Source organism: Mesorhizobium sp. M1252, assembly GCF_040318265.1.
Taxonomy (GTDB): domain Bacteria; phylum Pseudomonadota; class Alphaproteobacteria; order Rhizobiales; family Rhizobiaceae; genus Mesorhizobium.
In genome coordinates, this window is record NZ_JAMYLX010000014.1 from 66,185 (window position 1) to 90,241 (window position 24,057).

Annotated in this window: 22 protein-coding genes; 11 read left to right on the forward strand and 11 right to left on the reverse strand. The window is 64.8% G+C overall.

Annotated features, from left to right (window positions below):
- Nucleotides 1-447 precede the first annotated feature (447 nt).
- A complete protein-coding gene (locus tag NKH22_RS24635; RefSeq protein ID WP_023673465.1) occupies nucleotides 448-864 on the reverse strand; it encodes a winged helix-turn-helix transcriptional regulator in 417 nt (138 codons plus the stop codon).
- 137 nt (nucleotides 865-1,001) lie between these two features.
- Here NKH22_RS24635 and NKH22_RS24640 point away from each other — a divergent pair, with 137 nt between their 5' ends.
- Nucleotides 1,002-1,589, forward strand: coding sequence for a dihydrofolate reductase family protein (locus NKH22_RS24640; RefSeq protein ID WP_023673464.1), 588 nt, complete (start codon nucleotides 1,002-1,004; stop codon nucleotides 1,587-1,589).
- A 95-nt stretch (nucleotides 1,590-1,684) separates the two neighbouring features.
- Here the strand turns inward: NKH22_RS24640 and NKH22_RS24645 are convergent, their stop codons facing one another.
- Nucleotides 1,685-2,113: a VOC family protein gene (locus NKH22_RS24645; protein ID WP_155922514.1), complete on the reverse strand. Its 429-nt coding sequence runs from the start codon at nucleotides 2,111-2,113 to the stop codon at nucleotides 1,685-1,687.
- A gap of 247 nt (nucleotides 2,114-2,360) precedes the next feature.
- On the opposite strand from NKH22_RS24645, the gene NKH22_RS24650 reads away from it, so the two are divergent.
- Nucleotides 2,361-3,569: an MFS transporter gene (locus tag NKH22_RS24650; RefSeq protein WP_023735437.1), complete on the forward strand. Its 1,209-nt coding sequence runs from the start codon at nucleotides 2,361-2,363 to the stop codon at nucleotides 3,567-3,569.
- Nucleotides 3,570-3,599: 30 nt separating this feature from the next.
- On the opposite strand, the gene NKH22_RS24655 is transcribed toward NKH22_RS24650, so the two are convergent.
- Nucleotides 3,600-5,894 (reverse strand): cation:proton antiporter domain-containing protein, encoded by a 2,295-nt coding sequence (locus tag NKH22_RS24655; RefSeq protein ID WP_023735438.1) that lies wholly within the window; start codon nucleotides 5,892-5,894, stop codon nucleotides 3,600-3,602.
- 238 nt (nucleotides 5,895-6,132) lie between these two features.
- Here NKH22_RS24655 and NKH22_RS24660 point away from each other — a divergent pair, with 238 nt between their 5' ends.
- Nucleotides 6,133-6,864 carry a DUF2270 domain-containing protein gene (locus tag NKH22_RS24660; protein ID WP_023673885.1) on the forward strand — a complete coding sequence of 244 codons (732 nt, stop codon included), beginning with the start codon at nucleotides 6,133-6,135 and terminating at the stop codon, nucleotides 6,862-6,864.
- A 37-nt stretch (nucleotides 6,865-6,901) separates the two neighbouring features.
- Here the strand turns inward: NKH22_RS24660 and NKH22_RS24665 are convergent, their stop codons facing one another.
- Complete coding sequence (locus NKH22_RS24665; RefSeq protein WP_023673886.1) at nucleotides 6,902-7,246, reverse strand: PQ-loop domain-containing transporter; 345 nt, start codon at nucleotides 7,244-7,246, stop codon at nucleotides 6,902-6,904.
- Between the two features lie 284 nt (nucleotides 7,247-7,530).
- Between NKH22_RS24665 and NKH22_RS24675 the strand changes: the two genes are divergently transcribed.
- The gene (locus NKH22_RS24675) at nucleotides 7,531-7,836 is read left to right on the forward strand and encodes a hypothetical protein (protein ID WP_023689804.1); all 306 of its coding nucleotides are present in this window, start codon (nucleotides 7,531-7,533) and stop codon (nucleotides 7,834-7,836) included.
- 52 nt (nucleotides 7,837-7,888) lie between these two features.
- Here the strand turns inward: NKH22_RS24675 and NKH22_RS24680 are convergent, their stop codons facing one another.
- Nucleotides 7,889-8,521, reverse strand: coding sequence for a Vgb family protein (locus NKH22_RS24680; protein WP_023730380.1), 633 nt, complete (start codon nucleotides 8,519-8,521; stop codon nucleotides 7,889-7,891).
- A 29-nt stretch (nucleotides 8,522-8,550) separates the two neighbouring features.
- The gene (locus NKH22_RS24685; protein ID WP_023685490.1) at nucleotides 8,551-9,771 is read right to left on the reverse strand and encodes a hypothetical protein; all 1,221 of its coding nucleotides are present in this window, start codon (nucleotides 9,769-9,771) and stop codon (nucleotides 8,551-8,553) included.
- 389 nt (nucleotides 9,772-10,160) lie between these two features.
- On the opposite strand from NKH22_RS24685, the gene NKH22_RS24690 reads away from it, so the two are divergent.
- From NKH22_RS24690 to NKH22_RS24700, 3 genes are all read left to right on the forward strand, one after another.
- Nucleotides 10,161-10,913 carry a DUF899 domain-containing protein gene (locus tag NKH22_RS24690; RefSeq protein ID WP_023695474.1) on the forward strand — a complete coding sequence of 251 codons (753 nt, stop codon included), beginning with the start codon at nucleotides 10,161-10,163 and terminating at the stop codon, nucleotides 10,911-10,913.
- An 86-nt stretch (nucleotides 10,914-10,999) separates the two neighbouring features.
- On the forward strand, nucleotides 11,000-11,272 hold the full coding sequence (locus tag NKH22_RS24695) for a hypothetical protein (RefSeq protein ID WP_352911383.1): 273 nt from the start codon (nucleotides 11,000-11,002) through the stop codon (nucleotides 11,270-11,272).
- Nucleotides 11,273-11,320: 48 nt separating this feature from the next.
- The gene (locus NKH22_RS24700; protein ID WP_023693809.1) at nucleotides 11,321-12,325 is read left to right on the forward strand and encodes a zinc-dependent alcohol dehydrogenase family protein; all 1,005 of its coding nucleotides are present in this window, start codon (nucleotides 11,321-11,323) and stop codon (nucleotides 12,323-12,325) included.
- Between the two features lie 18 nt (nucleotides 12,326-12,343).
- Here the strand turns inward: NKH22_RS24700 and NKH22_RS24705 are convergent, their stop codons facing one another.
- From NKH22_RS24705 to NKH22_RS24715, 3 genes are all read right to left on the reverse strand, one after another.
- Nucleotides 12,344-14,206, reverse strand: coding sequence for an ATP-binding cassette domain-containing protein (locus NKH22_RS24705; protein ID WP_084779757.1), 1,863 nt, complete (start codon nucleotides 14,204-14,206; stop codon nucleotides 12,344-12,346).
- A gap of 71 nt (nucleotides 14,207-14,277) precedes the next feature.
- Complete coding sequence (locus tag NKH22_RS24710) at nucleotides 14,278-15,423, reverse strand: sugar ABC transporter substrate-binding protein (protein ID WP_032895848.1); 1,146 nt, start codon at nucleotides 15,421-15,423, stop codon at nucleotides 14,278-14,280.
- Nucleotides 15,424-15,581: 158 nt separating this feature from the next.
- Nucleotides 15,582-16,238 (reverse strand): SGNH/GDSL hydrolase family protein, encoded by a 657-nt coding sequence (locus NKH22_RS24715; RefSeq protein ID WP_023695479.1) that lies wholly within the window; start codon nucleotides 16,236-16,238, stop codon nucleotides 15,582-15,584.
- A gap of 166 nt (nucleotides 16,239-16,404) precedes the next feature.
- On the opposite strand from NKH22_RS24715, the gene NKH22_RS24720 reads away from it, so the two are divergent.
- The 3 genes from NKH22_RS24720 (at nucleotide 16,405) to NKH22_RS24730 (ending at nucleotide 20,753) form a co-directional block, all read left to right on the forward strand.
- Complete coding sequence (locus NKH22_RS24720) at nucleotides 16,405-17,640, forward strand: ROK family protein (protein ID WP_023695480.1); 1,236 nt, start codon at nucleotides 16,405-16,407, stop codon at nucleotides 17,638-17,640.
- Nucleotides 17,641-17,883: 243 nt separating this feature from the next.
- Complete coding sequence (locus tag NKH22_RS24725) at nucleotides 17,884-20,433, forward strand: caspase family protein (protein ID WP_023695481.1); 2,550 nt, start codon at nucleotides 17,884-17,886, stop codon at nucleotides 20,431-20,433.
- Between the two features lie 14 nt (nucleotides 20,434-20,447).
- Nucleotides 20,448-20,753, forward strand: a complete 306-nt coding sequence (locus tag NKH22_RS24730; protein ID WP_023695482.1) for a hypothetical protein — start codon at nucleotides 20,448-20,450, stop codon at nucleotides 20,751-20,753.
- A gap of 24 nt (nucleotides 20,754-20,777) precedes the next feature.
- Here the strand turns inward: NKH22_RS24730 and NKH22_RS24735 are convergent, their stop codons facing one another.
- Nucleotides 20,778-21,140 (reverse strand): hypothetical protein, encoded by a 363-nt coding sequence (locus tag NKH22_RS24735; protein ID WP_023695483.1) that lies wholly within the window; start codon nucleotides 21,138-21,140, stop codon nucleotides 20,778-20,780.
- Between the two features lie 134 nt (nucleotides 21,141-21,274).
- On the opposite strand from NKH22_RS24735, the gene NKH22_RS24740 reads away from it, so the two are divergent.
- Entirely contained in the window at nucleotides 21,275-23,371 is a 2,097-nt protein-coding gene (locus NKH22_RS24740) for an alpha/beta fold hydrolase (protein WP_031195131.1), read from the forward strand.
- Between the two features lie 9 nt (nucleotides 23,372-23,380).
- On the opposite strand, the gene NKH22_RS24745 is transcribed toward NKH22_RS24740, so the two are convergent.
- A complete protein-coding gene (locus NKH22_RS24745) occupies nucleotides 23,381-23,998 on the reverse strand; it encodes a TetR/AcrR family transcriptional regulator (protein ID WP_032934286.1) in 618 nt (205 codons plus the stop codon).
- Between the last annotated feature and the right edge of the window lie 59 nt (nucleotides 23,999-24,057).

The window sequence follows — 24,057 nt, forward strand, 5'->3', positions numbered from 1 at the left end:
CCTCCCGCTAGCTCCTTAGGCTACGCGTAGAAGCGCAGGCGGGACAAGGCGCGCCTCACCTTCTCCCCTTGTTGGAGAAGGTGGATCGGCGCGCTAGCGCCGAGACGCCTTCGCATCGCGGCGCGCACGCTGCGCATCCTGTCCGGTCTCGGCTCACCCCCGGTGACGAATGTCTATCCCGGCAATCGCCCATGCTGTCGGACGGGCTGCCTGTCGCCGGCCGCACCGCGGTCGAAGAGCTCTACGTGCATGGCGGCATGGGCCAATCGGCATGCATGCCGCCCCCGCCATCGCGCGCTGGCTGGAAGAGGCCGTGGTTCGGGCGATGGCAATCCGAAGCAGACATGGCTCCGGCCACAGCGATTTGCGGGATGGGAAGGGTGAGGCTGCGCGACGTCGTGTCGATGTAGCCCGCCATCGGCCCGACGGGAGGGCTGGCGTTGCTCCCTAGCCGATATGCTCGGCGCGCAGCTTCTTCTTTATCTGCTCCAGGCCTGCCTCGCCGCCCGTCGCCAGTTCATCGGCGATCCTTGCCAGCTTGTCATCGGCGTTGCGGTATTTGCTGCCCCAGGCGCCGAGCGTCGCCAGCACCGGCAACAGGTCGATGCCCGCCTCGGTCAGCTTATAGATCGCCTTGAGCTTGTGCGTGGGGTCGTCGCTTCTGGTGACAATGCCCTCATCCTGCAAGGTCTGCAGCCGCTCGGCCAGCGTGCGCGACGAGATGCCTTCGCCTGATAGCAGAAACTCCCGGAAGTGCCTTTTTCCCGCGAAAATCATGTCGCGGATGATCAGCAGCGTCCAGCGGTCACCGAGCAATTCGAGCGACAGGCTGATGGGGCAGCCGGATCTTTCCCTGGTCGACATTCTCAATGCTTCCATTTCTAAATCACTTTACTATTGACATCATTTTTCTCTCGTGTCAATGGTTCCGAAAGTAAAGCAATCACCAACGCCGCCTGACCTGGCGCTGGTGACACCAGAGCTCAATCAGGAGAACAACGATGAGAAAACTGATCCTGCAGATGCAGATGTCGGTCGACGGTTTTGTCGGCGCGGCCGGCGATGAGCACTGGCAGCTCTGGGAATGGGGCGCCAACTGCCCGTGGGACGACGACTTGAAGCAGGATTTCAACGCGGTGTTCGCCGGCATCGATACCATTCTGCTCAGCCGCAAGATGGCCGAAGAAGGCTATCTAACCCATTGGGGCAATGCGGCAAAAAACTATCCGCGCGATCCCTTCTACGCCTTTGCGCAGCGCATCGTCGAGGCGCGCAAGGTGGTGCTGAGCGACAAGCTCGCGGCATCGCGGTGGGAGCGCACGACGCTTGCCAGCGGCGACCTGCCGCGCGAGGTCAAGGCGCTGAAAGCTGAAGGTGAAGGCGACATGGCGGTATTCGGCGGCGCCGGCTTTGCCTCGGCGCTGATTGCAGCGGGACTGGTCGATGAGTTCCAGCTGTTCATCAATCCGGCCGCGCTGGGCGACGGCGAGCGGATTTTCGACTGTGGCGGCTTCCTGAAATTGCGCCTGCTCGGCTCTAAAGCCTATGCCTGCGGAATGGTGGTGAACCGCTACGCGCCGGCAATGTGAAGCAGTTCAGAGATTGAATCCGTGGACCGCTTCAACTCTTTGTTTTTGCGAGAACTCCGGACGGATCACCGCAACCCGCTCCTCGTGAACCTGCGCTAGAAATTGATCTCGACCGAAGCGGCACTTCGCTTTGCCGGCCCGTGAAACACCGCCTCGATGTTGTTGCCGTCGGGGTCGAGCAGGAAGGCGGCGTAGTAGCCGGGGTGGTAGGGCCGCTCACCCGGCGCGCCATTGTCGGCCCCGCCGGCATCGAGGCCAGCCTTGTAGAACGCATCGACCATGGCCTTGTCCCTGGCCTGGAAGGCCAGATGATGGCGCCCGGTCAGCTGTCCCCTCGCCGCCCGGCTGTCGAGGCTTGAGATGAACAGCTCGTCGGCCCAGAAATAGTCCTCGGCCTCGCCGCCGATCGGAATGCCGAGCACCTTGAAGACGGCTTCATAGAAGCGCCGGCTCGCCTTGAGGTCCCTGACCACCAGCTGGACGTGGTCGATGAGGCGGCCGCGATGCAGTTCCATGAGCGATATCTCCCGTCGCGAGACCACAAAGCTAGTGCCGCGGAGCGGCTCGTCAATTCGGCAGTCTATCTTGTCGGCGCGCTTGGCAGCCTTACGCCCCTGCTTTTGTCATATCCGGATGGACTTCCACGCAGACCGGATAAAAAATGCAATCGGATCGTCGGATTCGAAATCCCGCCAACGTCCTTCGGACGCAAGCGGCGCAACGGAGCTGGAGCGAGTGGCGCCGCATCGAAACCGATCTCGGGAGAAGAGCATGAACAGTTCCTACCGTTGGGTGATCGTCGCGTGCGGCGCGCTGATGACCTGTGTGGCGCTCGGCGCGATGTTTTCGCTGGCGATCTTTCTCGAGCCGATGGCGCTCGACACCAACTGGTCGCGAACCGGCATTTCCAGCGCCATGACGCTGAATTTCTTGGTGATGGGCGCAGGCGGTTTCGCCTGGGGCGCCATCTATGACCGTGTCGGCGCCCGCCCGGTGGTTTTTGCCGGCGCGGTGCTGCTCGGTCTGTCGCTGGTGGTGGCAAGCCGAGCCCAATCGCTGCTGGTCTTCCAGCTGAGCTATGGCGTCATCGTCGGGCTGGCGGCCAGCGCCTTCTTCGCGCCGATGATCGCGCTGACCACCGCCTGGTTCGAGACCCATCGCAGCCTGGCCGTGTCGCTGGTCTCGGCCGGCATGGGCGTGGCGCCGATGACCATTTCGCCCTTCGCACGCTGGCTGATCACGGCCTATGACTGGCGTACCGCCATGTTCGACATCGGGATCATGGCTTGGGTGCTGTTGCTGCCGGCCGTCTTCCTGGTGCTCCAGCCGTCGGCGGCGGTCGCGGCAGCGGATGGCAGCGCGCCCGCACCTGCCGCGGCCCCCGGCATGTCAGTCGGCCAGGCGTTGCGCTCGCCGCAATTCCTGGTGCTGGGCATGACCTTCTTCGCCTGTTGCGCGGCGCATTCGGGGCCGATCTTCCACATGGTGAGCTATGCCATGTCGTGCGGCGTGGCGCCGATGGCAGCCGTGTCGATCTACAGCGTCGAGGGCCTTGCCGGCCTTGGCGGGCGCGTGCTCTACGGCGTGCTCGGCGACAGGCTGGGCGCCAAGCCGGTGCTGATCGTGGGCCTCGCCATCCAGGCGGTGGTGATCGCCGCCTATCTCGCCGTCGGCAATCTCGAGCAGTTCTATCTCCTGGCGATCATCTTCGGCGCCACATATGGCGGCGTCATGCCGCTCTATGCGGTTCTGGCGCGCGACTATTTCGGGCCACGCATCATCGGCACGATACTTGGCGCCGCGACCCTGTTGTCCAGCCTCGGCATGTCGTTCGGCCCGCTCGCCGGCGGCATGATCTTCGACGCCTATGCCAGCTATTCCTGGCTGTTCATCGGCTCGGCGCTGATCGGCCTCGGTGCTGCCGGCATCGCCATCGCCTTCCCGCCGCAGCCCGGCCGAGAGAGGCTGCAGGCGGCATGAGCGAAATTTCCCCTCGAGGGGAAATACTCATCACCCTGTCCCCGTTCCCGAGCGCAGCTCTTCTCTGCCCTCGTCGTCGCGGCTGAGCCTGGCGTCCGAGATCAGCACCACCGGGCATTGGCAGCGCTGCAGCACGCCGGTGGTCGTCTCGCCGAAGAAGAGTTCCTCGCCAGGGCGCCGCGCCACGCCCATGACGATCAGCGCCGCCCCCCTGCCGGCCTGGCGGGCAATGGCATCGGCGGCGGCGGCCCGGCTGCGGATGGCCGTCTCGATCTCGACGCCATAGCGGTCGGCTAGTGCGACGGTATCCTTCAGCACCGCCTCCCTGCGGCGATGCGAGACAGTGTCGCGCGGTTCGTCGCGGCCGACGCGCGCGACATAAAGTATCTTGACCCGCGCACCCGTGACCGCTGCAATCGCCAGCGCCATTTCGGCACCCCGGCGGGCGATCGCGGTGCCGTTGACCGGAACCAGAATCTTCCCGCCTTCAGGTCCTAGCCTTGGCATCTGGCGGCCGGCGCCGGTCGCCTTCAGCACCAGGCATAGCGGGCCCTCGAAGGCGCCGGCGATCTCGTTGATGCGGCGGGCAAACCCACCTTTCGACGTGACCGCGCGGCCGAGCCCGATCAGCAGCAGCCCATAGCCTTTGCGCGCCTCCTTGGCAACCGTTTCGGCCGAAAGCTCGGCCTCGTGGCGCCGCGTGACAGGCGCCGCGCGGGCCAGCTCCTCGTCCGAACTCCTGGCGGCCTCGCGGCTGTCCTCGGCACCCTTTTCGATCGGCTCGAGCTTCGCATCCGTGCCGGGCTCGGCCTCCTCCCCCTCGCCTCGGGCATGCAGCACCGTCGTCGGCCTGCCGGCGCCCACGACTCCTGCGAGGTAAGCAGCAAAGCGGCCGACAACGCCCTCATCGGTCACCACCAGCAGTCGTTCCAGATTGGCGATGAAGCCGCGTTGGTCGATCTCCTCGCGCTCCAGACGCTTCTTCTCGTTCTCGCCCATCGGCAAGCGGCCGAGTGCCCAACGCAAGGTCGGCGGCATGGCGAGCGTGGTGATGACGGCCATGGTCACGATCATGGTGAAAAGATCGTGCGACAGAACGCCGATCGACAGGCCAATCGAGGCGACGATGACTTCGGTCGAGCCGCGCGCGTTCATGCCGCAACCGACGGCGATGCCTTCCTTGCGGCTCATGCCGGCAAGCTCGGCGCCGATGAAGGCGCCGGCGAATTTGCCGAAGCTGGCGATCAGCACCAAAGCGGCCGTGAGTAGCGCAAGCTCGTGGTCGACAAGCACGGTGAGATCCGCCGAAAGGCCGGCGACGCCGAAGAAAACCGGCATGAACAGCGCCATGATGACGCCGCGCAATTGCCCTTCGATATGACGCGACAGGATCGGCGATTCCCCAACCAGTATGCCGGCGACGAAGGCGCCAAGCACGGTGTGGACGCCGATCAGATCGGTGATCAGCGCCATTGCGCCCATGATGGCGAGAATGACGGTGACGACGGCGTATTCGCTGCGGAACGTATCGTTGGTCCAGCGGATGGCGTCGAAGACGATGCGGCGGCCAATCGTGAAGGAAAACCCCATGAAGGCGGCAACGCCGACAATGGTGAAGGCAAGGCTGCCGAGCTCGAAGCGCCCCTTGGTGGCGATGCCGATGGTGATGGCGATGATCACCCAGCCGATCGTGTCCTCGATGATGGCCGACGAGACGATGGTCTGACCGAGATCGCGGCGCATGAAGTTCATCTCGCGCACCACCATGGCGACGATCTTGACCGAGGAGATCGACAGCGCCGTGCCGAGGAAGAGACCGGCGACAATGCGCTCGGTTCCGTCGGCCAGCAGCGAGGCCGGCATGAGCTGTGCGGCGGTGAAGCCGAGCGCGAAAGGCACGGCGACGCCCGCGGCGGAGATGGAAAAGCACGCACGGCCGACCCTGCGCACCAGCCGCAGATCCGTCTCCATCCCGGTGAGCAACAGAAGCATCAACACGCCGAGCTGTGCGATGGCGCTGATCATGCTCTTTTGGGTGGCGTCGCCTGAAAAGATCACGCGTTCTGCTTCCGGCAATAGCCAGCCGAGCAGCGATGGCCCGAGCAGGATGCCGCCGATGAGCTGACCCATCACCGCCGGCTGGCCGAGACGCTCCAGCAATTCGCCGATGCCGCGGCCGACGAGAAGCAGAAGGAGGATTTCGAGAACGAAAATGCCCTCGCTGGACATGCCGGTCTTTTCGGCTGCCAACGATGCGGCCGGCATGAATGCGAAGGCTGCCGCGGCAAGCGCGACCGACCGGCGCCGGTTGACCACGAAGGACATGCACCCCCTCATCGTGCCCGGTATAACGTTTGCGGGCGAGATCGGTTGCACGCCACGCTCCCTTGGCGCGCCGCAGGTTCCTCCTTACCTGAATCGCATAACGGGCCTATCTGACTGCGGATAAACCGCCGAGACCCGGGCCGGCGACGGAACATTTTCAACCGATTGCGCGTTGCGCGGATGGGGATGACCGGCGTCGTTTCGGCCGGCCATGGCGTTGGGAGGCGCGTGGCAAGGGATGTCCCAGGTCAAGACCGTGAAAACCGACGAAGCGGCTGCAGCGCCGCGGGCCTCTGATGCGTTCGCGCTGAAGCTCACCTCATCGGAATTCGTGGCCACCATGTCGCATTTCCACCGCGCCGAAATCGCCCGCATGGCCGGCTGGCGCGACCGGCTGGACCGTACCAGCAACTGGGCGATTACTGTCGTCGCCGCCATGCTCTCAGTCTCACTCTCGACGCCCAGCGCCCATCATGGGGTGCTGCTCTTTGCCATGCTGCTGACCACGCTGCTGCTATGGATCGAGGCGCGGCGCTATCGTTTCTTCGACGTCTACCGGGCCAGGGTGCGCCAGTTCGAGCGCTATTATTTCGCGCAGATTTTCTCGCCGCAGCCCGACTACGCCTCCAACTGGCTGGCCATCGTCGGCGAAGGCCTGCGTTCGCCGCGCTTCCTGATCTCGCAACGCGCGGCGTTGGTGCGCCGGCTGCGCCGCAACTACATTTTCATGTACACGATCCTGATGCTGGCGTGGGTGCTGAAGATCACGACGCCCAGTCTGCAGCGCGAAGGGTCGCCGATAGGCTTGGGCGCGTCATTTCTCGACGCCGCGCGCGTGGCGCAGCTCGGCCCGGTTCCAGGCATCTATGTCGTGTGCATGGTCGGGCTGTTCTATGTCGGCCTACTCGCAGCCGCTTTCCTCATCTCAAGCGACGAGGGCGAGCTTTCGCATGGCACCGTGCATGTCTGAGAGCGGCCTCGAAAAGCGCAATCTGCCGCGGTGATCTTCAGCAGACATTGTCGACCATCAGAGCGGTCGCTTCCGACCGGCTTGCGGCTTCCTCAACCGGAAGCCGTGCGCGATGGCGCTTGTAGGCGGTGAGCGCGATGACCAGCACGCAGCATACGGCGTTCAGCCAGTTGATCGCCGCCAGAGCGGGATCGTTCAGATTGATGTGGGCGTAGAGTCCCGTCGTGGCGTTGGCGCCTGTCCACAACAGCCAGGTCGCGTAGGAAATCGCCGACGCCCCGTGCCTGTCCCGGGCCACCCGCACGATCTGCGGCAGGTAGGACACCACCCGCAAGCCATTGAAAATAGTGAAAAGATAAAAAGACAGATCAGCAAGTGTCATCCGAAACCCCTGTCATGGCCGGACGTCCCATAGCGTTCCTTGCAGTGGCGGCATGTGAGCCCGTTCACATGCCGGTTTCGATTTTCCTGTTGCGGCCCGGCATCCGGATTCTTTCGCCATGGGGGCGTTCGCCGTGAGCCAGCCCGACGAGGTCGACATGAACCAGATCTTGTTTCGGCCGACGGCGCGGGAGTGCTAAACAGATCTCGTGCTTGGGCAAAGTTCGGGTTGACCGCTGCCAAGCGCGCGGCGACTATCCCTGCAACGTGCAGGAGGACATGAGAATGGACGAACCCGATCGCTGGCGGCACATGGCGAGCGCCCCCAAGGACGGCAGCCGCATCCTGGTCACGGTCAGGCCATCGGAACAGGGGCCGGCCGAGGTCGACCTCGCTTACTGGTCGCGCGCCGACCAGTTCGGCACGGAGGGCTGGCGCTCTTCCGATTCGTCGCCAGGACGGGTGATCGAATACCCCGAACCGGAGTTGAAATGCTGGATGCCGCTGCCGACGGCCAATCTGAGCCGGGCTTCAATGCCAAGTCCGTGGCAAGGCGAAGACGTCCCGCTGCTCGACGGCTCCGGGATATGATCTCGGCGGGATGACCGTAGGAAATACGCTGCCGGCCCAATACTTGACGGCCTTACTTCGGCCGACGCACCGATCGCACCATGCCGCCAGGGCCGCTGCCGCAAAAGAAGCGGTCGCCGCCGTCGGATTCGAGCCCGGAAACGCCCACCCCCGCCGGCATGTCGAGCCGTTCCAGCACCTTGCCAGTTTGCGGATCGACGCGCCGGACATCGCTCTGGTCGCCTTCCCAGGTGCCGTGCCAGAGCTCGCCATCGACCCAGGTCACTCCGGTGACGAAGCGGTTTGAGTCGATGGTGCGCAGGATTTTCCCGGTCTCGGGATCGATCTGGTGGATCTTGCGCTCCCGGTTCTGCCCCACCCAGAGCGTGCCCTCGGCCCAGGTCATGCCGGAATCGCGGCCGCCGCCGGGCGCCGGGATGGTGGAGAGCACCTTGCCGGTATCGGGGTCGATCTTCTGGATGCGGTCCCCGGCGAGCTGGAACAGATGCCGGCCGTCATAGGCGGTGCCGGCATGTGCCGCGACATCGATCGAGCGCAGCGTCTCGCCGCTTGCCGGATCGAAGGCGGTCAGCCGCTCGCCCGTCGCAAACCAGACATTCTGTCCGTCGAAGCTCACGCCGTGCACGGTGTCGACATCAGGAAAGGGCCCGTATTCGCGCAGGATTTCCGCTGCTGAATGTTTCATGTCCTGGTCCTCGATCATGGTCACCTTTCCTAGCCGTTCGGCAGCGGCGACGGGAGTAACAAGGTGGTCGTGAAACCAGCGACCGGTGGCGTCATCCAGCGCCGCGCCCGGCCGTGGCCGAAGGACTGCACTTTGCCGGTCTCGGCCAACTGCTCGAGCGCCCGCTGTACGCTGCGCTGTCCGGCGCCCAGCGCCAGCGCCAACGCCGAGCTGGCCCAGGATTCACCATCGGCCAGGAAGGCCAGCACCGCGGCGTGCCGCTCCTCGATCGGCCGCGCCAGCACCGCCACGGAGCCTGCTTCGCGCGGCTTTAGCGCAAAGCCCTGGCTGGTCGCGCCGATGCCCGCCAGCGGCCGCAATTCGGCGCGCAGCCGGCCGATCTCGACCCGCAGCCTGGCGCGATGCGATTCATCGGCATGCCGGCCGCCAAAGGCGCGGGCAATCAGCGTCGCCCTCGGCACATCCGCCGGCCAGGCTTCGGCAAGCGCGCGCGCCAGCGCAAACAGCACCGGCCGCGTTGCCAGCGAGATCGTTGTTTCCTGCTTGTGCACGATATAGCGGAACGTATCGACGACCAGCGCGCGCGACGCCTGCAGCGCCTCGACTTCTTCGAGCAACAGCGGATGCTCCTCGCCGCCTGCGATCAGCCGCGCCGCCGGCGTCTCCAGCGCCAGGAAGGCGCTGTCGACCTCCGCCATGAGACCCGGAATGCCGGCCCGGCGGGCGGCATGGCGCGCCCACTCAAGGGCTGCGCGCGCGGCCTTCGTCTTCAGGCGCCGCATGGCGATGCCGGCAACCGCGAGTTCATGCGCGGCGCGTGAGGCCGGCGGAAGCGGCGACGGATCGAGCCCAGCCAGCACGTCTTCAGCCTCGTCGAGGCGGCCGATCAGCAGCAGGCGGCGCACTTTGAGATGCCCGGCATGCGCCGCGTTCAGCCGGTCGCCATGCTTTTCCAATGTCGACCGCGCCGCGTCGAGCGCCTTGGACGGCCAGCCGAGATCACGCGAAACAAGTGCGATCTCGGCTTCGGCGACAACGCACCTGGCGCGCGCCACCGCCTCCTTTGGACCGAAGGCACGGCCGGCCCTACGCAACAGTACTTTGGCGCGATCGAAATCGCCGAGCTGCGCCATGGCAATGCCGCGCAACGCCAGCGCCGGGGCATCCTCGCGCAAGGCGACGCGGTCGAGTGCCGCCAGCGGATTGCCCGCCGCCAGCGCCAGCCCTGCCGCGGTGATCAGCGAGTCCATGCAAATCCCGTCACATTTGTAACTCCCACCGCTCCCCTTATCGGCCCTAACTTAAGTCACCACCGCCAAGCAGCAAGCCGCGGACGGCGACCTAGCCATCTGGACTGGTTGAAGACGCCCAGGCCTGCGTTGACGGCAATATTCGCATTCGCTAGCCTGAGCATCTCAGACAGTCGCGTTAAGCTTCTCAATAAGGAAAAACCGACCATGCCTGCTTCCGAGGACTTCGAGCCCACCGTGCGGCCTCGCCACCCCTGCTGCGGTGGCCCGCCTGCAAATGCCGTCACATTTGTAACTCCGCCCTCGCCGCCTCGCGGCCCTAGCCTGCCTCACGATCAACAGGCAACGACAAGCCACAACGGCTCAACAACTGGCAAAGGAAACAAGCAATGACCAAGCACGTGGCAATGAAGACCCCACCGGTCGTTTCAAGGCAGGAATGGGAAGCCGAGCGCGAAAAGATGCTGGTGAAGGAAAAGGCAACGATGCGCGCCAGGGACGCGCTGTCGGCCGAGCGCCGGCGCATGCCATGGATGGAAGTAGACAAGGCCTATGTGTTTGAAGGTCCCAACGGCAAAGCGAGCCTGCTCGATTTGTTCGAGGGCCGGCGCCAGTTGATCGTCTACCGCGCCTTCTACGAACCCGGCGTCCACGGCTGGCCCGAACATGCCTGCCGCGGCTGTTCGCTCGGCGCCGACCAGGTCGGCCATCTCGCCCATCTCAACGCCCGCAACACCACGCTTGCCTATGCCTCCCGCGCGCCGCAGGCCGACATTGCCAGCTTGAAGCAGCGGATGGGTTGGGAGATGCCCTGGTACACAATCACCGACAGTTTCGACAAGGATTTCGGCGTCGACGAATGGCACGGCCACAACGTGTTCATCCAGGACGGCAAGAAAGTGTATCGCACCTACTTCATCAACAACCGCGGCGACGAGCAGATGGGCACGGTCTGGAGCTACCTCGACGCAACGCCGCTCGGCCGCCAGGAAATCTGGGAGGATTCGCCCGAAGGCTATCCGCAGACCGAGCTCTACAGCTGGTGGAACTGGCACGACAATTACGACGCCGCACCCGACAAGACGTGGGAGGAAGTGTCGGCGGCCGGCGAAGCCGCGTTCCGCAACAAGGACGGCAAGTAAGGACCTGGAGCGGCCCCCATCCGGCTTGGTTTCCTGTCCGGCACGGGACAGGAAACCCGGGCATTGATCATCAAGGGATTACGACCATGAGCGATATCGGCACAGGCACCGGCAGTGAGGTCCCTCAACGCTCCGATGCAGTTTCTCTCCGCACCGCCGAGTGGCTGTGCCTCGCCGCGGCCCCTGTTTTCGCCGTGATGGCGCTGCTTACCTGCATTCACGCCGGCGACGGCGTCATGTCGTGCCTGGGGGCCGATGCCTCCCCGCTCACCGGCATGCCGCTGATGTATCTCTTGATGAGCGCCGTCCATCTGGCGCCTTGGCTGCGCGTGATTTCCGGCCGGCCGGTCCGGCGATAGGCTGGACCGCCGCCGCCATGCTAACGCTCTTTACGTCGGAGAGAGACTATGAAGCTGGTCAGGCTGAGAGCGCCGGGCGGGTTGGACAAGCTCGACCTGGTCGAGGAGGATCAGCCCCGGCCTGGGCCGGGAGAAATGCTGGTCAGGATTCGCGCCTGCGCGCTGAACATGCGCGACGATTTCGCCGTACAGGGCAAGGTGCCGCTCGCCGACGGCCGCGTGCCGCTGTCGGATGGCGCCGGCGAGGTGATCGCGATCGGTGACGGCGTCGACACGTTCAAGCCGGGCGACAGCGTCGTCAGTGTTTTCTACCCCTGGTGGCTGGCCAGCGACATGAGATCCGATACAAGCCGCGACATTCCCGGAGACAGTTTCGACGGCTTCGCAAGCGAGTATGTGTGCATGCCGGCGCAGGCCTTCACCACGGCGCCGGCGGGCTATACGCATCTCGAGGCGGCAACGCTGACCTGCACGGGCGTCACCGCCTGGCGCGGCCTGGTGACATGCGGCAAGGTAAAGCCCGGCGACACGGTGCTGATCCTTGGCACCGGCAGCGTGTCATTGTTTGCGCTGCAATTTGCCAAGGCCGCCGGCGCAAGGGTCATCGCCACGTCGTCCGATGAAGAGAAGCTGGAGAAGCTCAGACGACTCGGGGCCGACAGCGTCATCAACTACAAGGCGGTGCCGGAGTGGGGCGGCAGGGCCAGGGAACTGACGGACGGACGCGGCGTCGATCATGTGATCGAGGTCGGCGGACCGGCGACGCTGGCGCAGTCGATAGCGGCCTGCCGGACAGGCGGGCATATCGCACTCATCGGCGTCCTGACCGGCTTTGCAGCAGAAGTTTCAATCCCGGCGCTGTTTTCAAACCAGATCCGCATCAGCGGAATTTCCATCGGCAGCAAAGCCGACCAGCAGGACATGATCCGTGCGATAGAGGTCAACCGCCTGAAGCCTGTCATCGACAGCAGCTTTCCACTGCAGGATATCGCCGCCGCCTTCAGGCACTACGAAGCGCAAAGGCATTTCGGCAAGGTCTGCCTCGAGCTTTAGATCCTGCGATCGGCATTCCTACCCAGCGGCCGGCGCCAGCGTCCCGCTTGCCATCAGGCCCCAGAGCTGATCGGCGGTCAGCTGTTTGGCCGAGCCGTCGTAAGCCACCCTGCCGAGGCTGAGCACGACGATCCTGTCGGCCAGCGCCCTGACCGTCGACAGGTCGTGCGTGACCAGGATGACGCCGGTGCCGCTGGCGGCGATCGAACGGATCAGCTTGACGACCTGCGCGGTCTGCTTGACGCCGAGCGCGGCGGTAGGCTCGTCGAGGCAGATCAGCTTGACGTGATCGGCAAGCGCGCGGGCAATGGCGATGGACTGCCGCTGGCCGCCCGACAGCGAGCGCACCAGAACGTTTTCGTCGCGAAGCGTGACGCCCAGCGCGGCAAGCCGGGCACGACACTGCTCGGCGGCCTTTCGGTCGTCGCGAACCGGGAAGACACCGAGCCAACGCCGCGTTTCCTCACGCCCGAGGATCATATTGTGGGCGACGCTGAGGTTCGGGCAGAGCGCCAAATCCTGATAGACCGTCTCCAGGCCGGCGCCGCGTGCATCCTGCGGGCTCCTGAAGGAAATCGGCTGGCCCTCGAGGGTCATCGCGCCGGCATCGGGCTGGATGGCGCCCGAAATAATCTTCATCAGCGTCGACTTGCCGGCGCCATTGTCGCCGAGCAGACAGACGATCTCGCCTTTGCCGACCGTGAAACTCGCCTCTTCCAATGCCGTCAGCGCGCCGTAGGATTTGCGGGCGCCGGCAATCGAGAATGCCGGACCTTGCGGGGCTTCTGCATTGCCCGCCGTCACGGCAGGGCCGGCCGAGGCGACGGCACCATTGTCCGCCACCGTGAAGTTGGTCGCGGCGGCCCGAGCGCGCCGGCCGCGAAAACCGATCGCAGCCTGGTCGGCCACCAACGCCAGCAACAGCATGCTTCCCACCGAAATGGATTGCCACCATGATTGCAGGCCGACGAAGATCAATCCTGCATTTAGGATGCCTATGGTGGCAACACCGATGGCGATGCCGAGCGGCCTGCCGGAGCCGCCGGAAAACGCAACGCCGCCGAGAATTGCAGCGGTGAGCACGTCGAGCTCGAAGCGAACGCCGATGGTCGGCGTGATGCTGCCGAGACGACCGGCGATCAGAACCGAGACCAGGCCGATCAGCAAGCCATTGGCGGCGTAGAGGCCAACCACCGTGCGCCCCACCGGAATGCCGCAGAGTTCGGCTGCGCGCGGGTCGCCGCCTATGGCGTAGAGCCTCAAGCCGGTGACCGTGCTGGTCAAGACAAAGGCTCCGATGACAAAGACAGATGCGGCGATGATCACGGTGTACTGGATGCCGAAGATCTTGCCCCGCCCCAATTCGAGCAGAGCCTCGGGAAAACCATAGACCGCGGTGCTGGAGACGACGAAGGCAAGGCCGCCATAGAGCGCCAGCATCGCCAGCGTGACGATCAACGGCGAGATGCTCAGCCTGCGCACCAGCAGACCGTTGAGCAGACCGAGCAAAAGGCCCAGACCCAGGCCGACGCAGATTGCCAGCGGCGCGCTCTGCGTCGCCACCGCAACCTTGGCAGTGATGATGCCGATCAAGGCGACCATGCTGCCGATGGAGAGGTCGACATAGCCGGCGATCAGCAGCGCGGAGGTGCCGAGCACGGCGATCAGGATCGAGGTCGAGTTGACGCCAATGACGACGAAATTGTCGAGGCTGAAGAAGGATTTGTTCAACAGCGAGAAGGCGATGATCAAGCCCAGCGCGACCAGCGCCAGCCCGATGCGGCCAGACGCTTCGCCCGGCGCCTTGACGCCCGGCAGCAAGGATGAAAACCGGCCCGTTTGCAGCGGTGTCGTCCCCGTTCGAAGGCTGTCTGTGCTCATGCTAGCCTCTGACTGAAGCGGGCGGTTTCAGGTCAGGCTGACCCGCCCGTATCGCGCGGGAAAAACAGGCGCTACTTTGCCTCGGATGACCAGGGGAAATTCACATACTGGTCGCGCGTGTCGTAGCAGATGTTGCCGTACATCCTGAGATAGATGTCGCGGCGCTTCGGGTCCTTGTAGACCGCGGCCGGGTCGGCGACATCGGCCTCGTACTGGGCCATGTAGTCGCTGGTCAGCGCCACGGGCAGGATATCCATCGCCTGCGGGATGCTCTTGCCCTCCAGCCAGTCGGCGGCATGCTGGCCCATGGCATAAGCGAAGACCGGCGACGCCAGGCTGATGCTTGCCTTGTAGGGACCGCCGCCTTTCTTGATCGCGGCGACTGCCTCCGGTTCGCCGTCGATGCCGCCAAGGAACTGGTCCGGCCGCGCCTTGCCCGCCGCTTCCAGGGCAGCCAGCGCGCCGAGCACGACCGTGTCGGCGCCGAGCACGACATCGACGTCGGGATGGGCCTGGAGAATGGTGCTCATCGTGGCAAAGCCGCCTTCCTTGTTGACGGGATTGGGCGAGATGTCGGCGACGATGGTGACGCCTGGCATAGCCTTGAAGATGTCGCGCATGGCGGCAAAGCGCGGCGCCAGGAATTCCATGCTGTCATGCGACAGGATGACGACATTGGCCTTGCCGCCGAGCTTGTCCTTTATGTAGGCCGCGGCCGCTTCGGCCAGCACCTTGCCGGTCTCGTATTGCGGCGCGTTGAGCAGCGACGTCGCCGGCGGCGGCACGATGGTGCCGACATAGGCGCCCGACCAGATAAGCTCCTGCAGGCTGCGGCTCATCGAGGCCGGGTCCACGGGGGCTGCGACCAGACCGCCGATCTTGGAGGCGAGAAACAATTGCACCTGCTCGACCCCCTTGGCGGCGTCATTGTTGGCAAGCGCGCGGCGATATTCCAGGCCGCGATCCTTGGCGGCGGCGGCCAGGCCGCGGTCGACGCCCTGCATGAATTCACGCTCGTTGTCCTGCGCGAAGGCCAGCACCTTGCTCAGGCCGGGCGGTGGGCTGCAGGCCGGCGCCTTCGGATCGAACGGCGCAAATACCGCCGGCTTGGTGAGCCCGGCCGGGCCGTCCTGCGCGCTTGCCAGAATGGTACCGCCCGCGAGCACACCGGCAACGCCGAGCAGCGTCGCCAGCATCATGTTCCTGTCAGATCGCATTTTACTTCCTCCCTGTCGTTGATTGTTGCCGCGCATCGCAAGCCTCGCGGTCGCTACTCTTCCCAGTCTCCCCAGATACCCACCTTCCCGCTCGCAAGTCAAAACTTTTTCCAGTGGAATTAATTAATCAGAGATAGTCGGGTGACTCGCCCACGCGATCACGCCTTGGCGATCAGCGACTGGACGACTTTGGCCAATTCCGTGCCGAGCACGCGATGCGCGTCGCTGTCGAGGTGAATGCCGTCTACCGCGCTCGACTCGACGACATCGCCGGCGTTGAAGAACGCGGCGCCGGCGCGCCGGGCCGCATCGCGGAACAGGCCGGCAAAGTGCATCGACTTTGCGGCGCCGCCCAGGAACATCTGGCCGAACCAGTCGACCTCCAGCATCGGCGGCGGCGCTACTATCAGGACCGCGGGCGCCACGCCCGCGGGGCCAGCTTCGCTGCGCAGGACAATTCTGGCCAAGATCTCAATGGAATCAGCGACGTCATTCGGCGTTACCGAGAACCTATGCTTGAGATCGTTGGTGCCGAGCATCAGGATGACGAGGTCGAGCGGCATATGCGTTTCCAGGCACACCGGGAGCGATTTGAGCCCGTTCTTGTGGAGACCTTCGATCGGATCGTCGTGCACGGTGGTGCGCCCGCCCTGCCCTTCTTCGATCACATCCCATCCGTTGCCGAGCTGGCGGCGCATGATGCCCGGCCAGCGGCGGTCGGGCGTGAAGCGGTGCCGTCCGACGCGGGCCAGGGTGGGAATGGCGCCATAGGTATTGGAATCACCAAAGCACATGATGGTCCGGGTCTGCGTCACGGCATTGCTCCTCCAGGCTTGCATACTTTGAACGACAGCAGGCCGGCTGGCGTCAACTACATTTTTCCATCGGGTGGATTTAAGTGTTGCCTTGCCAGGCCCGCATTGCTACGTCAGCGCTTTGATCGGCTCGCCTTGCGGCCAAACTCCTTGCGCAGGGGAAAGCGTGACCGGCACCAGCTTCTTCAGTCTCGAAAAGATCGCCGAGGGGCGCAGCGGCGGAACCACGCAGGCCGAGAGCCGCATTTACAACGAACGCCTGATCGTCTCGCTGATCCGCCGGCACGGCCAGCTGGCCAAGACCGATTTGACGCGGCTGACCGGGCTGGCCGCGCAAACCATCACCACCATCGTCAACCGCGCCGCCGACAACAAGCTGCTGCTGCGCCTGGAGCCTTTGCGCGGACGGCTGGGGCAACCCTCGGTTCCCTATGCGTTGAACCCGAAAGCCGCGTACGCCTTCGGCCTCAAGGTCGACCATCGCAGCGCCGATGTCGCCCTGGTCAATTTCGTCGGCAACGTGATGGCGTTCGAACGCACGCTGTTCGACTATCCGACGCCCGTCGAGGTGATGAAATTCGCCAAGGGCGCCATCGCGCGCATGTGCCGCAAGCACAGATCGATAGAAAAAGACCGCATCGCGGGTCTTGGCATCGCCTCGCCATTCCATCAGTGGAACCTAAGCGAAGAGGGCGCGGTGCCGGCGGGCAGGCTGGATGCCTGGAAGGAAATCGACATTCGCGCCGAACTGGACCGGGCGTTCGACTGGCCGGTGTTCCTCTACAACGACGCCACGGTGTCGGCCGCGGCCGAACTGATGTTTGGCGCCGGCGGATCCCGCGCCGACTTTCTCTACGCCTATGTCGGGCACTTCATCGGCGGCGGCCTGGTGCTCGATCATCACTTGTTCCCCGGCCGCAACAAGCTGGCCGGGGCGCTGGGCGACATGCCGGTGCCCGCGCCGGGGCGCAAGGGCGACCGCATGATGCCGTTGCTGCGCGTCGCTTCGCTGCATTCGCTCGCCGGCAAGCTCAACGACCAGGACAATGGGGACAAGGATGCCGGCCGCATCTGGTCGTCGCCTGACGATTGGGGAGACCTTGGAGAGCCGCTCACCGCGTGGATCGATGAGGTTTCGGACGGGCTTGCCTATGCCGCCCGCAGCGCCGTTGCCTTGCTCGACATCGACAATGTGGTGATCGATGGCGCCATACCGAATGGCGTGCGCAAGGAGATCGCCAAGGCCATGCGCAGAAAGCTGGCACGGATCCTTGTCGATCGTCCCGAGCCGTTCTCGGTCATCGAAGGGACGTTTGGCCATCTCGGTCCCGTCATCGGCGGCGCCAGCATTCCGCTGCTGGTCAAATATTCGAACGACAAGGACCTGCTCTTCAAGGAGTAGGGTTGCGGCTGGCCGGCCGGGCGGATCACCAAAACAGCGATCTGTGAGACTTGTCACATACCCGATCTCGAAGCGCGTGCTACTGCCACCCTACGGTCAACCAGCGCTGAAAGAAATCGGCTGCCATGGTCTGGCGGTGACGGGGCTTTCACTTTATCCTGTGGCAGGTTGCATACTCTTAACGGACCTCATGCCGCAGAATGCCTTCGTCGGCGTAAGGCGGCAGTTGCCAGGAGTTTTGCCATGCTCCGACTTTGTGGATTCATCGCGGTCTTCATCCTCGCCGGCCTCACGACGTTCGAGGCCTGCGCCGATCGAAGGGTCGCGCTTGTTATCGGCAATTCCGAATACCGCAACATTCCGGCGCTGCAGAACCCGGCCAAGGATGCCCAGAACGTATCGGCCACGTTCCGGCTGGCGGGCTTCGAGGTTTTCGTCGCCGAGAATCTCACCAAGCAGCAGTTCGAAGGTCAGTTCCGGGACTATCTGGCCGCCGCCGACGGCGCCGATCTCGCCGTCGTCTACTATTCCGGGCACGGCTTTCAGATCGGCGGCGAGAATTTCCTAATACCGGTCGACGCCTCGTTGAAGAAGGCGGCCGATATCGAGGTCCAGGCCATCAAGCTCAACGACGTGCTGGCGCAGCTGCGCTCGAAGTCGAAGATCCAGGTGATCATCCTCGATGCCTGCCGCAACAACCCCTTCCCGCGCAACAATTACTGGCTGCGCGACCAGCTTGTCACCGCCGGCAATACCGGGCTGGCGCAGGTGCGAAGCTCGCTCAACACGCTGATTGCCTTCGCCACCGAACCAGGCGCGGTCGCCTATGACGGCAGCGGCGACCTCAGCCCGTTTTCATCGGCCTTTTCGCGGCGCGCGCTGGCGCCGAACCAGGAGATCCGCACGGTCATGTCGGCGGTGCGCCGCGATGTCGTGCAGGCCACCAACGGCATGCAGGTGCCATGGGAAAATTCCTCACTGATCGACGACGTGGTGCTGGTGCGCCGCAACAATCGGCCTTCGCTGCCGCCAGTGCTGGAGAAGGTGGTGCTGTCGGGGGTCGGTCCTGTCGCTCTCGGCCTGCCGGAGCCGGTCGATGTCGATGGCGGCGCTATCAGCGTCAGCATCGAACGGCCGCCGGCAATGGGCCGTCTGGTGCTGGACGGCAAAGACGTCGCGGTGGGCGAACCGATCCAGGGCAAGGACCTGCCGCGCCTGCAGATGGATATCCCCAAAGGAGCCGCCACGCAGGACGAGGTGGATATGCTGGCCTATGCCACGCATGACAATTGGGGCGGCGGGAGCCAGGGCATATTGGTGTTCCGCGTCAAGAGCGGCGAAGGTGCGGCGGGTCAGCAGATCATGGCTTCGCTCGAGGCCGAGCAGAAGCAGCAGGTGCTGGAGCGCGGCATCCACATCACCGGCGCTGCCGAAGCAATCGAGAACCGCAAGCTTGATATTCCCGTCGGCGTCGGCCCGGTCGCGCTCAATCTGGATTTCCCCACCGACGATCCGGCGGTCAGCCTGAAGGTCTCGGGGTATCCGGCAACGGGAACGCTGTCATTGCCTGATCGAACCTTGTCGCCGCAATCCAGCCTTCTGGCCGGTGAAGTCGACCATCTCCGTTACGAGCCGCAGATCGGCGCCGGCGCGCCGGTCGAGGTCGGCTTCGAAATCCGCGCCGACAGCAGCTCCGCCAAGCCGGCGACGATGAAGCTGTCGCCGACGGTCGAGGCTTGCGACACCGCCGCCGGCGAGCCTCTCGACCTGCAAGGCGTGGTGCCCGGCCTGCTGCCGAACGAGATCGGCGCCGGTGCGGTGGCAGCCTGCGAGGCGGCGGTGAAAACCTATCCAGACGTCGCCCGCTTCCACTACGAGCTCGGCCGCGCGCTGCTTGCGGCCGGCAGGGTCGGCGAGGCCAGGGCAGCCATCGAGCATGCCGCCAAGAAAGGCCATGTGCGCGCCGTCTTCGAACTCGGCTATCTCAACGCAACCGGAACCGGGACGGCCATCGACCGCACCCAGGCCAACGCTCTCTACAAGGCTGCCGCAGACAAGGGCGATCCTTACGGCATGACCTCGTGGGGACGCGCGCTGTTCAATGGCTATGGCGTCAACCGCGATACGGCCAAGGGCCTCGACCTGCTGCTCAAGGCGGCGGCCATGGGGCACACCTATGCCATGAACGATCTTGCCGCCATCTTCACCGAGGGCCGCAACGGCGTGCCTGCCGATCCGGCCCGCGCCGTCGCCTTCCTGCAAGCGGGGGTGCAGCGCCAGGACATGTATTCGATGAACCTGCTCGGCCGCAATTACCTGGCCGGCCAGGGCATCGACAAGGATCCGAAGACGGCGCAGGCGTTGTTCCAGCAGGCCACCGATCTTGGCCAGCCCTACGCTCCGGGCAGCCTCGCCCGCATGTACAGGGACGGCGCCGGTGTGCGCCAGGACCCGGCGGAAGCGCAAAGGCTGTTCGAACTGGCGACCACGCGCGGCGATCCGTCGAGCGCCTATGATCGCGCGGCGCTTGAAATGGCGAAAGGCGACAAGGCCGATCAGGCTGTCGCGGTGCGCTTCCTGGCATTCGCCGTCGCGCTCGATCTGCGCAAGGAGCTGCCGGACGCCAAAAAGGGCCTGGCGCAGTTCGGCACCAAGCCGAAAACGGCAGCTTTGGACGCCCTGCGTCGAGAGCTCAAGTCGAAGATTCCCGCGTCCGGTTCGCTGGACACGCAACTGGTCAATGCGGCCCGGGGGGTCTGGGAAGAAGCCAATCCGCGTCGGGATTTGTTCTGAACAATAAGGAGGCCATGGTGGGCAAGGCATTCAAGCAGACATTCGGGCAGGCATTCATCGGGATAATTCTATCCGGCGTTCTGGCCGGGCTCATGGGCTGCACCTCGGTGTCGCCGATGTTTGAGCCGGCATCGCCGGTGAAACATCGCAAGGTGGTTCGCGCAGCACCCCAGCCAAAGGTGGTCAGATTCAAGAAGGCGGCCACCGGCAAAGTGATCAAGCCGGCCGAGGAGATCCCGCAAAAGCCGCCCGTGATTCCTTCTCTCGGCGGCAGCGGAAGCGGCGGTGGGGCTGGCGGCGGCGGCGGCGGTTGGGGATGAGATCGTCGACCAAGGGCGCTGCACTCAGCGGCCCCAAAGGGTCTTGCTAAGATCCGCATGAGCCTTGGACAACGTCAAGCCGAAATCGTCCATCCCTGTCGCGGCATCGGTTGGCCAGCGGACAATTCGGCGCAGCGCTGCACGGAAAAGGCAGCGGACGAACGCTGCCAGTGCAGAGGCCACGACCGCCGCCGGATCGAGTCTGCGAGCCGCCAATGCCCGATGGGCCTGTTGTGTTTCGAGATAGCGGGCCAGCGCAACATCGTGACGCGATGGTGCGCCAAGCTCCTGCCGGTCGCGCCCGGGGTCGTCATGCCAGATGGGCCACTCGGTCGGGCCAGGGTGATGCACGGTATCCTCCTGCGAAAAGAGATCCAGTGCGAACAATCTCCTCAAGCGCCGTGAGCAACGCGTGGGAACCTGCGTGATGGAATCGTGAAAAGCGCCTCGGCGGCGGAATAAGTGTTGAAATGGACCGAGCTTGAGCGGATCGTCGTCGCGCTGTGACCGTGGCGGATCCGATGACCGGACCTTATCTTCACCTGCTGGGTGGTTTCGACTTTGCCGGCGTCGGGGCCACGGTTCCAGCCATCAGCCGCAAGGCGCGTGCGATGGTCGCCTATCTCGCGCTGCAGTCGGGGCATTCGCAGTCGCGCGAGAAGCTGGCGACCCTGCTCTGGGGCATCAACAGCGAGGCGCAGGCGCGAATGAGCCTGCGGCAAGCGGTATCGTCTGTCAGGAAGGCCATGCAGACGTGCGGCGGCGGCCGCTTCCTCACCGATGGCAACAGCGTCGCTCTGCATCTCGACGGCCTTGATTTCGACGTCGCGCGGTTCGAGGCGCTGGTCGCCAGCCCGGCACCCGAAGACCTCGAGCTGGCGCTCAATGTCTACCGCGGCGACCTGCTCGACGGCTTCGGCCTGAAGGAGGAGCCATTCGAGGACTGGCTGAGGATCGAACGCGAGCGGCTGCGGGCACTGGCCGTCGCGGCGCTCGACAGGCTCGTCGCGCATTATGCAGCGACGAACGATCCTGCCGCATGCGTGCGCGCGGCGGCGCGCCTGCTGGCCATGGACCCGTTGAGGGAGGATGTCCACCGTGCCCTGATGCGCGCCTATGCGGCGCAAGGCAGGACCAATCTCGCGCTGAAGCAATATGAGCACTGCCGCACCGCGCTTCTACGCGATCTCAAGCTGCAGCCGGAGCCGGAGACGCGGCAATTGTTCGAGACGCTGCGCACACGCCGCACAATGGCGCCGGCACGGCCACCCACGACTGATGCGGATGACGCTACCGGCTTCAGCCACGAACTCGCAGCCCCCCCGACCCACTATGTCAAATCGGCCGGGATCAACATCGCGTATCAGGTGACCGGCGACGGTCCGGTCGACCTGATCCATGTGCCGGGATGGGTCTCCAACCTCGACCACGCCTGGGGCTCGCCGCGGCTTTCGCATGTGCACCGGCGGCTCGGCACTTTCTCGCGCCTAATCCGCATGGACAAGCGCGGCACCGGGCTCTCGGACCGCAATGTCGGTCTGCCGACCCTGGAAGAGCGGATGGAAGATGTGCGGGCAGTGCTGGATGCGGTTGGCTCGAAGCGCACGGTGCTTTTCGGCAGCTCCGAGGGCGGCCCGATGTGCATGCTGTTCGCGGCGACCTATCCCGAGCGCACAGCGGCACTCGTGCTCAATGGGGCCTACGCCCGCGGCAGGTGGTCACAAGACTATCCGTGGGCGAAGACAAGCGAGCAGGTGGAAGAGGATCTGGCGATCGTCGAGAAAGAATGGGGAGCGGCGGCGGATATGAGCAACGCGGCGCCCAGTCTGATGAGCGACACGTTCGAGACAGAATGGTTCGCCGCCTATCTCAGGAATTCTGCCTCGCCCGCCGACGCGATCGCCCTGTGGCGCTGGGGAGCCGAAATCGATGTTCGCGACATTCTGCCTGCTGTCCATGTTCCGACACTGATCATGCAGACGACTGGCGACGGCTGGGTGAAGCGGGAAGAAGGACGTTACCTGGCGACGCACATCGAGGGCGCCCGATACATTGAGTTCGCCGGCCGCGACCACGTCATCTGGGGCGAGAATTCCGATCGGATCGTCGACGAGATCCAGGCTTTCGTCACCGGCGCCTTGCCGGCGGCCCCAGGCGAACGGCTGCTTGTGTCGGTGCTGTCCCTCGATATGACGGGCTCGCCTTTCGGCATCGACCCGGCCGAGCGGCACGCCGAAGCGCTCCGTGGCGAACTCCTCGCGGCCGAAGGCAGAGAGATCAGCCGATCGGACGGCAAGGTGCTCGCGGTGTTCCAGCGGCCAACGCGGTCGATCCAGTGCGCGATCGCCATCCGCGATCGCTTGCGGCAATCCGGTGTCGAGGTCCGCTCGGCGGTGCATATCGGCGAGTGCGAGCAGCGGGGCCATCAATTTTCAGGCGCGGCGATCGAACTGTCATCGCGTCTGCTTGACCATGCGCGGCCGGGCGAAATCATCGCATCAAGGACGGTGCGCGATCTCGTGGTCGGCTCCGGCCTGCGGTTCGAGGAGCGTGGCGAAATGGCGGCAAGCGGGCTGCCCGGCGCGTTTCGGTTCTATGCGGTCGATGGTTCGGCTTGAGCCGCTAGGTCACCTCTTCCCAGCCCCGAACCGCAGCCCGTCCATCAGCAGCGATACCAGCCGGCGCGAGCGGTCGCGCCAGTCCTTGGTGTCGGGGGCCGAGTAGATGCCGCCGAGTGCATGCAGCACATCGGAGGCGTCGACGTCGCTGCGGATCGAGCCTTCGGCCACTGCCGCCTCGACCAGTTGCCGCAAGGCCAGCGACACCCGGCCCGACATGTCGGAGAACACGGCGGAATTCGTGTTGAACAGGATGCGCAGGCTGGCCGCCAAGCCGCGCTTGGTGGCGATGTAGTCGACGAAGCGCTGCATCCACTGTTCCAGCGCCACATCGGCCGAATGGTGGCTGGCGAGGTCATCGGCAGCCGCGCAGAGCGCCTCGACTTCACGCCGATAGACCACTTCGACCAGATGCTCGCGGGTTGGAAAATGCCGGTAGAGCGTGCCGATACCGACGCCCGCCTGGCGCGCGATCTCCTCCAGCGAGGCATCGACGCCGTGCTCGGCAAAGGCCGCTGCCGCGACCTCGACCAGCCGGTCGCGGTTGCGCTGCGCATCGGCGCGCAGCGGCCTTGGCGCTGCGGCTTCGCGCTTCTCGTCGGCAATTGCTTGCGACTGCTCGGTCAATTTTTTCTCCACTGTCGATATATGGGGGCTTGAATCCAAAGGGGTAAGCCCCCAACTAG